This window comes from Ponticoccus litoralis (assembly GCF_039769985.1).
Lineage (GTDB): Bacteria > Pseudomonadota > Alphaproteobacteria > Rhodobacterales > Rhodobacteraceae > Ponticoccus > Ponticoccus litoralis.
Genome location: NZ_JBDNCH010000002.1, coordinates 2,313,803 through 2,325,477, shown reverse-complemented (window position 1 = coordinate 2,325,477; position 11,675 = coordinate 2,313,803). Strand labels below are relative to the sequence as shown.

Annotated in this window: 10 protein-coding genes, 3 pseudogenes and 1 riboswitch; of the genes and pseudogenes, 1 reads left to right on the top strand and 12 read right to left on the bottom strand. The window is 67.9% G+C overall.

The features are described from left to right. Positions 1-33: 33 nt before the first annotated feature. From metK to miaB, 8 genes and pseudogenes are all read right to left on the bottom strand, one after another. Positions 34-1,212: a methionine adenosyltransferase gene (gene metK, locus ABFB10_RS12580; protein WP_347166780.1), complete on the bottom strand. Its 1,179-nt coding sequence runs from the start codon at positions 1,210-1,212 to the stop codon at positions 34-36. Positions 1,213-1,219: 7 nt separating this feature from the next. Further along, positions 1,220-1,268: riboswitch (SAM-SAH riboswitch) on the bottom strand. 37 nt (positions 1,269-1,305) lie between these two features. Beyond that, the gene (gene lnt, locus ABFB10_RS12575) at positions 1,306-2,868 is read right to left on the bottom strand and encodes an apolipoprotein N-acyltransferase (RefSeq protein ID WP_347166779.1); all 1,563 of its coding nucleotides are present in this window, start codon (positions 2,866-2,868) and stop codon (positions 1,306-1,308) included. A 16-nt stretch (positions 2,869-2,884) separates the two neighbouring features. After that, complete coding sequence (locus ABFB10_RS12570; RefSeq protein ID WP_347168009.1) at positions 2,885-3,847, bottom strand: hemolysin family protein; 963 nt, start codon at positions 3,845-3,847, stop codon at positions 2,885-2,887. Between the two features lie 13 nt (positions 3,848-3,860). Then, positions 3,861-4,380, bottom strand: a pseudogene (gene ybeY / locus ABFB10_RS12565) (rRNA maturation RNase YbeY). A gap of 68 nt (positions 4,381-4,448) precedes the next feature. After that, positions 4,449-5,426: a PhoH family protein gene (locus ABFB10_RS12560; protein WP_347166778.1), complete on the bottom strand. Its 978-nt coding sequence runs from the start codon at positions 5,424-5,426 to the stop codon at positions 4,449-4,451. 143 nt (positions 5,427-5,569) lie between these two features. Beyond that, complete coding sequence (locus tag ABFB10_RS12555; RefSeq protein ID WP_347166777.1) at positions 5,570-5,884, bottom strand: hypothetical protein; 315 nt, start codon at positions 5,882-5,884, stop codon at positions 5,570-5,572. An 11-nt stretch (positions 5,885-5,895) separates the two neighbouring features. Further along, a pseudogene (locus ABFB10_RS12550) lies at positions 5,896-6,463 on the bottom strand (OmpA family protein). 213 nt (positions 6,464-6,676) lie between these two features. Continuing rightward, positions 6,677-8,027, bottom strand: a pseudogene (gene miaB, locus ABFB10_RS12545) (tRNA (N6-isopentenyl adenosine(37)-C2)-methylthiotransferase MiaB). Positions 8,028-8,142: 115 nt separating this feature from the next. On the opposite strand from miaB, the gene ABFB10_RS12540 reads away from it, so the two are divergent. Next, complete coding sequence (locus ABFB10_RS12540) at positions 8,143-9,012, top strand: hypothetical protein (protein WP_347166776.1); 870 nt, start codon at positions 8,143-8,145, stop codon at positions 9,010-9,012. A 237-nt stretch (positions 9,013-9,249) separates the two neighbouring features. On the opposite strand, the gene ABFB10_RS12535 is transcribed toward ABFB10_RS12540, so the two are convergent. The 4 genes from ABFB10_RS12535 to ABFB10_RS12520 form a co-directional block, all read right to left on the bottom strand. Further along, entirely contained in the window at positions 9,250-9,855 is a 606-nt protein-coding gene (locus tag ABFB10_RS12535) for a DedA family protein (protein WP_347166775.1), read from the bottom strand. Further along, positions 9,852-10,196 carry a hypothetical protein gene (locus ABFB10_RS12530; protein WP_347166774.1) on the bottom strand — a complete coding sequence of 115 codons (345 nt, stop codon included), beginning with the start codon at positions 10,194-10,196 and terminating at the stop codon, positions 9,852-9,854. The genes ABFB10_RS12535 and ABFB10_RS12530 overlap by 4 nt, the downstream gene beginning before the upstream one ends. Positions 10,197-10,354: 158 nt before the next feature. Then, positions 10,355-11,029: an FAD-binding oxidoreductase gene (locus ABFB10_RS12525; protein ID WP_347166773.1), complete on the bottom strand. Its 675-nt coding sequence runs from the start codon at positions 11,027-11,029 to the stop codon at positions 10,355-10,357. 52 nt (positions 11,030-11,081) lie between these two features. Then, complete coding sequence (locus ABFB10_RS12520) at positions 11,082-11,414, bottom strand: hypothetical protein (RefSeq protein WP_347166772.1); 333 nt, start codon at positions 11,412-11,414, stop codon at positions 11,082-11,084. Positions 11,415-11,675: the final 261 nt, after the last annotated feature.

Genomic DNA, 11,675 nt, shown 5'->3' with positions numbered 1-11,675 from the left:
GGACGCCTTGGAAACTCTGGCCGGTGCGGGCGGTCAGACCGCCTTCTTCAGCGCCTCGGCAAGATCGGTGCGTTCCCGGGAAAAGCCGCCATCCGCCTCGGGGGCGCGACCGAAGTGGCCGTAGGCCGCGGTGCGCTGGTAGATCGGGCGGTTGAGGTCCAGATGCGTGCGGATGCCGCGCGGCGTCAGGTCGATGACCTTGGGGATGGCCTGCTCGATCTTCTCTGCCGGGATCTCTCCGGTGCCGTGGGTCTCGACGTAGATCGACAGCGGCTTGGCCACGCCGATGGCATAGGACAGCTGCACCGTGCAGCGCGAGGCCATGCCCGCCGCCACCACGTTCTTGGCAAGATAGCGCGCCACATAGGCCGCCGAGCGGTCCACCTTGGTCGGGTCCTTGCCCGAGAAGGCGCCGCCGCCATGCGGGGCCGCGCCGCCGTAGGTGTCGACGATGATCTTGCGACCGGTCAGGCCCGCGTCGCCGTCCGGCCCGCCGATGACGAACTTGCCGGTCGGGTTGACGTGCCAGACCGTCTCGGGCGTCACCCAGCCTTCGGGCAGGGTCTGCAGGATGTAGGGCTCCACCACCGCGCGCACGTCGGCGCTGGTCATGTCCGGGTCCATGTGCTGGGTCGAGAGCACGATCGAGGTCACGCCGACCGGCTTGCCGTCCTTGTATCGGACCGAGAGCTGCGACTTGGCATCGGGGCCGAGCACCGGCTCGGTGCCGTCCTTGCGCACCTCGGCAAGGCGGCGCAGGATCGCGTGGCTGTACTGGATCGGCGCCGGCATCAGCGCGTCGGTCTCGTCGGTGGCGTAGCCGAACATGATGCCCTGATCGCCTGCGCCCTCGTCGCCCTGCTGGCCGGTCACGCCCTGCGCGATATGCGCCGACTGTTCGTGCAGCAGGTTGGTCACCTCGCAGGTGGCGTGGTGGAACTTGTCCTGCTCGTAGCCGATGTCCTTGATGCAGGCGCGGGCGATGTCCTCGATGCGGCCCATGTACTCGGCCAGCTTGGCCTGGTCGGTCAGGCCGACCTCGCCGCCGATGACGACGCGGTTGGTGGTGGCGAAGGTCTCGCAGGCGACGCGCGCCAGCGGGTCTTCGGCCAGAAAGGCGTCGAGGACGGCATCCGAGATCCGGTCACAGACCTTGTCGGGATGCCCCTCCGAGACGGACTCGGACGTGAACGTGTAATTCTGCCGGGACATGGGAAAGCGCTCCATTCGGGTTTATCCGCCACGCCAGGAAGCCGTTGTGACGGTTTTGTATCCCACAGCCCCTACGCCCGGGCCGATGGGGGGTCAATGGGGTTTGCGGGCGCGCCCTTTCCAAGCGGTAAATACAGCGCACCCCGCGCCGAGGAGGATCAGCAAGAACACCGGCAGGTCGCCGGTCCGCGCATAGGGCGTCATCCGCAGCGGCGGCGGCAGCGGCGCATCGAGGAATCCCGCCTCGCCCAGCGGCAGCGAGGCCAGCACCCGCCCCGCCCCGTCGATCACCGCCGAAACGCCGGTATTGGCGGATCGCAGCATCGGCAGGCCCTGTTCGATGGCGCGGATGCGCGCCTGTGCAAGATGCTGATAAGGCCCGGAAAACTGGCCGAACCAGGCGTCGTTGGTAAGCTGCATCAACATCTCGGGCCGGGCGGGCGCGCGGTGGACGTCCTGCGGAAAGACCGCCTCGTAGCAGATCAGCGGCAGCGCGCTGCCCAGCGGCCCCAGATCCAGCAGTTCCGGCCCCGGCCCGGCGCTGTAGCCGCCTTCGGCCCGCGCGGCCAGCCCGGCGATGTTCCAGCGCGCAAAGAGCCCGGCGGCAGGCATGTATTCGCCGAAGGGCACGAGGTGGTGCTTGTCGTAGACCTGCGCGAGGTCGCCCTCGGCGTCCATCAGCACAAGCGAGTTGTGCCAGCGGCCCATCTCTTCGCGCTGGATGCCCACGACGACCTGCGCCGCGCCTGCGACATGGCTGATCAGCCCCAGCGCATCGCCGGCGTTGTGCAGCAGCATCGGCAGCGCGGTTTCGGACCACAGGATCAGCGTGGGCGGCTCTTGCCCCTCGGCGGGGGGCGCCTCTGTGTATTCGACCTGGCGGTTGAAGAAGACCGGGACCATGTCCGGGTCCCACTTCTGGTCCTGCGGCGCATTGGGCTGGATCAGGCGCACCACCGGACGACCGTCGAGCGCCTGAAGCGGCGGCAGCAGGGCCCAGCCCACGGCCAGAAGCACCGCGCCCGGGGCCCCTCCGGCCAACCCGGCACGCGCACGCGGCGCCGGTGGCAGGGCCTCGGCCAGAAGCGCCGCCAGAGCCAGCGTCAGCGCGGTCAGGCCATAGGGGCCGACAAGGGAGGCCCATTGCATGACCGGCGTCGGCAGCCAGAGATAACTGACATTGGCCCAGGGAAAGCCGGTCAGCACGTAGCCGCGCGCCAGTTCCGCCGCGGTCCAGGACAGGACCAGCGCCGCGGGCGCATAGCGGCGCGCCCGGGCGGCGCCCCAGAAGGCCAGCCCCCAGAACAGCGCCAGCCCGCCCGCCAGACCGATCAGCCCGAAGGGCGCCATCCAGCCGGTTTCCGCCGCATCGACGAGGAAAGGCTCGACGATCCAGCCCATGGAAAAGCCGAAGTACCCCAGCCCGAAGGCCCAGCCGGTGCCCGCCGCAAGACCGCCGCGAGGGCTGACCCGGAACAGCCAGAAGGCCGCCACCAGCCCGGCAAGCCCGCAGATCCAGAGATCGTAGGGGGCCTGTCCCAGCCCCATGACCACGCCCGCCGCCACGGCGAGCGGCAGGCGCATCCAGCGCGGCAGAGTGCTGCGCCGGTCCGGCGGCGGCGCCGGATCGGGGTGGCGGCGTCCGGCGCCTGGCATCGGCGCCCCGGCGCTGTCAGGCATGATCGCCGGTGCCGTCCGACCCCGCCTGCGCGCCGCCCTCTGCAAGGACCTGCGCCGGACGCGGCGCGGCGCCACGCCCTGTGCCCGGCAGGCGCACCCGCAGGCGCTTGATGCGGCGCGGATCCGCATCCACCACCTCGAAGTCGATGCCCTCGGGGTGACGCACGACTTCGCCGCGCGCGGGCACGCGGCCCGCCAGCATGAAGACGAGACCGCCCAGGGTGTCGATCTCTTCCTCGTCGATGTCGTCGTGTTCGGTCAGCCGCAGGCCGATCTCGCCCTCGAACTCGTCCAGCGGCGTGCGCGCCAGCGCGAGATAGCTGCCCGCCTTCTCGCGCGTGAAGTTGGCCTCGTCCTCGGTGTCGTGCTCGTCCTCGATCTGGCCGATGACCTGTTCGATCAGGTCCTCGATGGTCACCAGCCCGTCGACGCCGCCGTATTCGTCAATCACCAGAGCCATGTGCCGCCGCTCGGACTGCATCTTGGTCAGCAGCACCCCGATCGGCATCGAGGGCGGCACGTAGACCAGCGGGCGCAGCATCCGTTTCAGGTTGAACCGGTTGCCCGAGCCGTTGAAGCCATAGGCCAGCGCGAAGTCCTTCAGGTGGGCCATGCCGACCGGCGTGTCGAGCGTGCCGGAGTAGACCGGCAGCCGCGTCATGCCGCTTTCGCGGAAGACCTTCACGAGATCCTCCTTGGAAATCGTGTCGGGTACGGCCACGATTTCAACCTTGGGAATGGCCACATCCTCGACCCGCATCCGGCGGAGATTCATCATCCCGTGCAGGGTATTGCCCCCGCGTCCGGCATCGGCGTCGTCGCCGCCGCCATCGTCAGAGCCGCCGAGCCATCCCATGACCCGCCGGATCAGCCCCGGAGAGTCCTCTTCGTCAATTGTATATCCCGTCTGCTGCGCGCTCTGCGCCGCCGTAGACGAGCCTTCTGTATCGCCCATCAATCCGTTCCAGTCATAGGCCATCCGGCCCGTTATCCTCTGAATATGGGTCCGGCAGCCCGAGCTTGCCAAGTATGGCCGCCTCGAGACCCTCCATAACCGTGGCATCCTCGTCACGGATATGGTCGTAACCCAGCAAATGTAACACCCCGTGAACGACAAGATGCGTCACATGAGCGGAAAAATTCTTGCCCGCGGCCTCTGCCTCGTGCCGCGCAGGTCTCGAAGGCCGGGGCAATGTCGCCAAGGTGATGCGGGTCGTCCTCGGGGTCCGGCGGCGCCGGCGAAGCGCCGGGCGCCTCGGGCGCGAGATCCTGCGCGGGCCAGGACAGCACGTTGGTCGGGCGCGGCTTGCCGCGGAAATCGGCGTTGAGCGTGGCGATGCGGGCATCGTCGCAGGCCAGAACGGCGATCTCGAAATCCCCGGGATCGAGGCCGAGATGGGCCAGCGTGGCGCGCGCCGCCTCTTCGGCCAGCGCATCGAGGCCCGCAGCCTGCCAGCGGTCGTCCTCGATTATCGGATCGGTGAGCATGATGGTAACCGCCGGGGGCTCTGCCCCCGGACCCCCGAGAGTATTTGGACCAAGAAGAAACAGGGGCGTCAGGCGCCCTCTGCGTCCTTCTCATAGGCCTCGATGATGGCGGCGACCAGAGGGTGTCGCACCACGTCCTTCGAACTGAAGTAATTGAACGAGATGCCGGGGATGTGGTCGAGCAGCCGTTCCGCATCGGCCAGCCCCGAGGGCACGCCGCGCGGCAGGTCGATCTGGGTCCGGTCGCCGGTGATCACCATGCGCGAGCCCTCGCCCAGACGGGTGAGGAACATCTTCATCTGCATGGTCGTGGCGTTCTGCGCCTCGTCCAGCACCACGAAGGCATTCGACAGCGTGCGCCCGCGCATGAAGGCCGAGGGCGCGATCTCGACGGTCTTTTCCTCGCGCATCTTCGCCAGTTGCTTGCCGGGCAGGAAGTCGTTCAGCGCATCCATCAAGGGCTGCATGTAGGGATCGACCTTTTCCTCCTGCGTGCCGGGCAGGAAGCCCAGACGCTCGCCCGCCTCGACGGCGGGGCGGCAAAGGATGATCTTGTCGACGGCGCCGGTGATCAGCATGTTCACCCCCACCGCCACCGCAAGGTAGGTCTTGCCGGTGCCCGCGGGGCCGATGCCGAAGGCCATCTCGTTCTGGTAGAGCGACCGGACATAGGCCTTCTGCGCGTCGGTGCGCGGCTCGATCAGCTTCTTCCGGGTCTTGATCTCGACCTTGCCGCCGGTGAACATCTCCAGCTGCTCGTCCGGGTCGGTATGATCCTCCGCCATGCGGAATTCGCGGTCGATGTCGCCATGGCCGACCGCCCGCCCCTGTTCCAACCGCTGGTAGAGCGCCTGAAGCACCTGCGTGGCATCCGCCAGCGCCTCTTCGGACCCATGGATCGCCAACTGGTTGCCGCGGCGCAGGATCTGCACGCCGGTCCGGGATTCGATATCGGTCAGGTTGCGGTCGAACTCTCCGCAAAGGTCGATCAGCAGTCTGTTGTCGGGGAATTCGAGAACGGTTTCGCTCAATATGCCCGTGGTCACGCACGTCTCCACACCTGGTTGTACAGATATGGTGCCAACCCCGGCGGCGGGACGCAAGACTTGAGGGCCGAATGTCACGGCTCTGAAACGAAAAACGACCGCGCGGGAGGCACCCGCGCGGTCGCGTCCTGGTGGCTATGCGCCTAGAGCGGGTCGCCGATGATGCTGGTCGAGCCCTGCTTGAAATCGCCGGTGGCGATGGTCGGCGGGGCAACACCCGAGCAGACCGGCTTGCCGTATTTGTCGAGCCGGCCCGAGAGGTAGCCCTCGACGCCGTCGTCGATGATCCAGTGATCGCAGCCGTTGGGATCGACCCAGATGCCCGCGCGCATCTGCGACAGGTCATCGCGGTCGAAGGTGTTGCGGTCCTGGCTCTTGTCGGGGCCGATCGGCGCGTCGACACAGCCCGCAAGGCTGCCGGCAAGGGCAAGGGCGAGGATCGGTTTGAGAATGGTCATGTCCTGGTTCCTCAGCGAATGCAGATGATTTCGACGCGACGGTTCTTGGCCATGCCCTGCGCGGTGGCATTCGAGGCCACCGGCATGCGCTCGCCGTAACCGCGGATGTCGGTCACGTTCTTGCCCGAGGCCACGCGCGATGCTGGCCACCGAGACGGCGCGATTGTAGCTCAGCTTCATGTTGTAGGCGTCCGAGGCCCGGCTGTCGGTGTGGCCGGCGATCACATAGGCGATGGCCGTGGCATTGGAAAAGAACTCGGCGAGACGCTGCTTGCCCTGCGGCGAGATCCTGTAGCTGTCGGTGGCGAAGAACTGGTCGGTGTTCAGCACGCCGCAGGTGTTCTGGCGGCGGCAGACCGGGATGCCCTTGCGATCGAGGTGGTTGTCCATGTAGCCCTCGACACCGTCGTCCATGACCCAGTGCTCGCAGCCGTCGGGATCGACCCAGATGCCCGGGATATACTGTTCGCCCCGGATCGTGCGGGTGTTCTGCGTCGAAATGAACGCGTCGTTCTGCGCCGTCTGGTCAGCGAAGGCCGGCGCCGTGGCCGACAGACCTGCAAGAGCGGCCAGAGCCATCGCTCCGATGGCCTTGGTGATGCGGTTTGCCACAGCCTCTTTCCCTTTACTCATGAGTCCCCCAAGTGCACGGCTCCCGTTTGGCAGCGGGCCGCGCAAATTAACTATAATCAACACATTAGCAAATGTGCTTTGCCTGTGAAGGAAAAAGCAAGCGGCACCGTCACGGTTTCGGAAACAATTCCCGCAAGCGCGCGTGTTTGTTGTGGATATTTAAGATGATGGTTGCGAAACAATCGGTTCGCGCCGTTCCTGCGCCCCTGCCACAACCCCTTTCAAAGAGTTCGGCCCCGAGGAAACGATTCGGATTCGCGCCGGGTCCCCGGCGGCCAGAGCGTCGGTCTCGACATGCACGGCGTGCAGGTATTCCGACTTGCCGACCATCTGCCCGGGCAGCCGTCCGGGCTTTTCGAAGAGCACCTGAACCTCGCGTCCGACCATGGCGTCCTGCAGCGCGCGCTGCTGTTTCGTCAGCAGGGCCTGAAGCCGCTGCAGGCGGTCGTCCTTCTCGTCCTCGGGCACCTGCGGGCGCTCTGCGGCGGGGGTGCCGGGGCGCTCGGAATACTTGAAGGAGAAGGCGCTGCCATATTCCACCGCCTCGATCAGCGAGAGGGTATCGCGGAAGTCCTCTTCGGTCTCTTCCGGGAAGCCCACGATGAAATCGCCGGACATATGCAGGTCGGGCCGTACCGCGCGCAGCCGCTCGATCAGGCGCAGGTAGCTTTCTGCCGTGTGCTGGCGGTTCATCCGCTTCAGCACCCGGTCCGAGCCCGCCTGCACCGGCAGATGCAGGTAGGGCATCAGCTTCTCGCAGTCGCCATGGGCCGCGATCAGCGCCTCGTCCATGTCGTTGGGATGCGAGGTGGTGTAGCGGATGCGCGCCAGACCCTCGATCTTCTCCAGCGCGCGGATCAGCCCGGCCAGCCCGCCCTCGTGGCCGTGATAGGCGTTGACGTTCTGGCCCAGGAGGGTGATCTCGCGCACGCCGCGCTCGACCAGATCGCGCGCTTCGGCCACAACCCGGTCGAGCCGGGCGCGAAACCTCGGCCCCGCGCGTGTAGGGCACGACACAGAAGGCGCAGAATTTGTCGCAGCCCTCCTGCACGGTCAGGAAGGCCGCCGGCGCGCGCCGCGCCTTGGACCGACCCTTGAGATGCGCGAACTTGTCCTCTTCGGGGAAATCCGTGTCGATGGCCTTGGCGCCGTTGTGGGTGCGCGCGGTCAGCTCGGGCAGGCGGTGGTAGCTCTGCGGCCCGACGACCAGATCGACCATGGGCTGACGCTTCATGATCTCCTCACCCTCGGCCTGCGCCACGCAGCCCGCCACGCCGATCTTCAGATCCGGGCGCGCCGCCTTCAGCCCCTTGTAGCGGCCCAGCTCGGAATAGACCTTCTCCGCCGCCTTCTCGCGGATGTGGCAAGTGTTCAGCAGGATCATGTCCGCGTCGTCAGGGCGGTCGGTGACCTCGTAGCCCTCGCCGCCCATGGCCTCGGCCATGCGCTCGCTGTCGTAGACGTTCATCTGGCAGCCGTAGGTCTTGATGAAGAGCTTCTTCGCGGTCATCGCCTGCTTCCTTCCGGTCACGGATCAGGGGCCTGCACTACAGCACAATCCCCCCGGCTTGCAATGCGCGAGATTTTCACAGAGTCTGCAGCGGACCGCCCGCAAGAAGGCTTCCATGCAGTACCGCGACCTCAAGGACTTCCTGAACCGCGCCCGCGCCGCGCTGCAGACCGGGCCGGTGGCGCTTGTCTTCGCCGAAGACGCGGCAGAGCTGGACACCACGCTCCGGCACCACCGCCATTCGGGCTTCCGCACGGTGCTGCTGTTCTCGCCGCCCCGCTTCGAGATCGCCGCGGACCTGCAGGACAAGGTCCACCGCATCGACACCGACATGACCGCCGAAGGCGTGCTGCAGGCGGCGGTAAACACCCTGATCGCCGCCGCCCCGGGCCAGTGGTTCTACTACTGCTACAACGCCGAATACCTCTTCTACCCCTATTGCGAAACGCGCACGGTGGGCGAGATGCTCGCCTTCCACACCGAGGAACGGCGCGACGCGATGCTGACCTATGTGGTCGACCTCTACGCCGGGGACCTCGCCCGCGCGCCCGGCGCCGTCTCGCTCGACGACGCATGGCTCGACCGCTCGGGCTACTACGCGCTGGCACGGCCCGACCCGGCCAACCACAACCACCCGAAAGAGCGGCAACTCGACTTCTTCGGCGGGCTGCGCTGGCGCCACGAGGAACACGTGCCGCTGGCCCGCCGCAAGATCGACCGCATCAGCCTGTTTCGCGCCAGACCCGGGCTGCACCTGCGCGAGGATCACACCTTCGACGACGAGGAATACAACACCTACGCCTGCCCCTGGCACAACAACCTGACCGCGGCGGTGGCCTCCTTCCGCACCGCCAAGGCGCTGAAGCACAACCCCGGCAGCAGCCATGACATCCGCAGCTTCCGCTGGCACAATTCCATGCCCTTCGAATGGCACTCCCGCCAGCTTCTCGACCTCGGCCTGATGGAGCCGGGCCAGTGGTTCTGACCGCCTGACCCGCCGCTGCGCGGTGTCGCCCGCCTGACGGCGGACGACCGGTGGGGGCTCTGCCCCCGCTCGCTGCGCTCGCCCCCCCGAGGTATTTGAAAGACCAAAGAAGCCACGGGCCCCCTGCTTCTTTGGTCTCGAAAATACCTCGGGGTTCGGGGCAGAGCCCCGACGGGAGTCCGAGGGTGAAACCCTCGGGCGTGAGAGCGCGCCGAAGGCGCTCCGCGAGAGAGGGTGCTACTCCGCGGCGGCACGCTCCGCCGCGCGGCGCCGGAACAGCAGCCAGCCAAGGAAGGCCGCGACGACACCCCCCGCGACCAGCCCCCCGAACTCCTGCGCCAGCTCGGCGATCTCGGCAATCTCGGCGGAAAAGAAGTAGCCCAGAGAGACATACATCCCGACCCAGATCACCTCGCCGCTCACGCTGCCCAGCGTGAACTTGGCCCGTGCCAGCCCCCCGGCCCCGGCGATCAGGTTGGCATAGGGCCCCAGCGGCGCCACCAGCCAGCGCGACAGGAAGACCGCGATGGCCCCCCAGCGCGCCACCGCATCCTGCGCGCGACCCACGCTGCGCCCGATCTTGGGCCGGGCGCGCAGCCGCGCCACCAGCCCCGAACCACCCCGGCGTCCGATGAAGTATCCCACCTGGTCCCCCAGCAGGGCCCCCAGGTAGGCGGTGACGCAGATCGCCGTCAGGCTCATGTCGCCCGCGGCCGCAAAGGCCCCGCCCGCCAGCATCAGGAAGGTCGAGGGCACCGGCGCCGCAAGGCAGGAGGTGAAGGTCGCGATGGCAATCGCCCAAAGCCCGTAATCGGCCAGAAGCTGCACCACATCCGGGCTCATCGCTGCGCCTCCCGGTAGGTCGAGATGGCGGCGTCGAGCGCGCGCATCAGCTCTTCGACGGGCACGCCGCGCAGCGCCGCGACCTCGCGCAGGGTCATGCGCCGGGGCGGCGCATCGGGCGACAGCCCCAGCGCCGCGCCGATGACCTCGGGCGGGACGCGCCGCGTATGCGCCACGTAGCGCGGTGTCATCCGGGGCTCCAGATCCTGCCGGTTGCGCGCCTGATCCCAGTGAAAGGCCGTCTGGCCAAGCTGGAAGGCGAAATACAGCGTGACGACAAGGGCCACGCCGAAACCGGCCTTCAAGAGCCTGCGCAGTCTGTCGCGGTTCGCCTCGGTCATCCGCAAGGCCCTTACAGGCCAAGACGCCCCGACGCCAGAGGGACGGGGGCGCTTTTCGCATCACCGCAGGACGGACCCGCCCGCGCGGGCGGGCATCCCGGGGCGCGACACCCCCTTCCCCGCCCCCCGGCCCGCGCCTCGGAAGGCGCGCGGGACGGTCAGCCGAAATCCTCGGTCACGATCCGGGCCCGGGGCACGCCGACCGCGGCCAGCCCTTTTTGCATGGCACCGATCATCGGGTCGGGTCCGCAGATGTAGCAGGTGTCCCGCCCCGGCACGACAAGCGTCGACAGAAGCTCTGCATCGATCCGGCCCCGGGCCAGCGGGCTGCCCGGCTGGTCGGTCACGGTCCAGTAGCAGTTCAGCCCGGGCATGGCCTCGAACTCCTGCCGCAGGATGATGTCGCGGTCCGTCCTGTTCGAGAAGACCAGCGTATTGCCCTGCAGGGTTCCCGTCCCGGCCAGCTTGTTGCGCAGGATGGCGATGAAGGGCGTCACCCCGGCGCCGCCCGCGATGAAGACACCGTCGCCCCTGTCCTCGATCGCGCCCCGGGGGCCCCCGATCAGCGCCGTGTCGCCGGGCGCCATCTGGCCGATCCGTTTCGTCACCCCGTCGTGGTCGGGGTAGGATTTGATCGTGAATTCAAGATGATCGTCGCCCGGCAGGCTGGTGAAGGTGAAGGGCCGCCGTTCGTCGCGCCAACCGTCCCGGTCCAGCGCGAAATCCGTGGCCTGCCCGGGGGTGAAGTCGAACCCCTCGGGCTTTTCGAAGGTCAGCCGGTGGGTGTCATGTGTCACCGGCTCCGTGCTCTTCAGGGTGATCCTGATTGTCATGGGATCCTCTTTGCCGTTCACCAAGGAACGACACAGGCCCCCCGGCGGTTCCTCAGACCTCCTTCGAGGCGCGCGACCCGTAGGTGCACAGCACCGCGTGCCCGTCCGTGGCGCGGACCAGCCGGTTGTCGCGGAAGATCGCGTGCACGAACCGCTCCTGCCCGTCTCCGGCGTAGACGAAGCTGACACAGGATTCGTCGAAATCCGCCGGATTGCGCTCGAACCCGCGCTCCAGCCCAAGCTGCGCCTCGATATCGGCCTGTGTCGCACCGATGGCCAGCCGCTCCGCCACACCGTCGTTCCCCGGCGCCTCGGCGCGCGGGCCGCCGCCCCCGGCACAGGCGGCGAGAAGGCAAAGAGGGACAAGGGCGACAACTGGTTTCATGAGACAACTCCACTTTGGCAGGCGAAGGCTAGCACGCGGCTTTCGCAACGGAAACCTCCCTGCTCCTCGCTGCCCGGCAAGCAGGTTTCGCGACCGGCACGGGGCAGCGCCAAGCCCCGCGCCGCCCGATCCGGCCCCCGCGGTGCCGCGATCAACGCCCCCCAGATCCGCGGCCCCGCACCGGCTTTCAGGCGCACCGAACCAGCGCAGCCACAGCCGCCGCACGGGGCGTCGCGCCCCGCGTCAGGCCCGGCCCGCCAA

What these genes read in the sequence shown, in the direction of transcription:
- metK (WP_347166780.1), bottom strand. Translation starts at nt 1,212, where the DNA reads ATGTCCCGGCAGAATTACACGTTCACGTCCGAGTCCGTCTCGGAGGGG.
- ABFB10_RS12570 (WP_347168009.1), bottom strand. Translation starts at nt 3,847, where the DNA reads ATGGGCGATACAGAAGGCTCGTCTACGGCGGCGCAGAGCGCGCAGCAG.
- ABFB10_RS12530 (WP_347166774.1), bottom strand. Translation starts at nt 10,196, where the DNA reads ATGACCGAGGCGAACCGCGACAGACTGCGCAGGCTCTTGAAGGCCGGT.
- ABFB10_RS12535 (WP_347166775.1), bottom strand. Translation starts at nt 9,855, where the DNA reads ATGAGCCCGGATGTGGTGCAGCTTCTGGCCGATTACGGGCTTTGGGCG.
- ABFB10_RS12540 (WP_347166776.1), top strand. Translation starts at nt 8,143, where the DNA reads ATGCAGTACCGCGACCTCAAGGACTTCCTGAACCGCGCCCGCGCCGCG.
- ABFB10_RS12525 (WP_347166773.1), bottom strand. Translation starts at nt 11,029, where the DNA reads ATGACAATCAGGATCACCCTGAAGAGCACGGAGCCGGTGACACATGAC.
- ABFB10_RS12555 (WP_347166777.1), bottom strand. Translation starts at nt 5,884, where the DNA reads ATGACCATTCTCAAACCGATCCTCGCCCTTGCCCTTGCCGGCAGCCTT.
- ABFB10_RS12520 (WP_347166772.1), bottom strand. Translation starts at nt 11,414, where the DNA reads ATGAAACCAGTTGTCGCCCTTGTCCCTCTTTGCCTTCTCGCCGCCTGT.
- lnt (WP_347166779.1), bottom strand. Translation starts at nt 2,868, where the DNA reads ATGCCAGGCGCCGGACGCCGCCACCCCGATCCGGCGCCGCCGCCGGAC.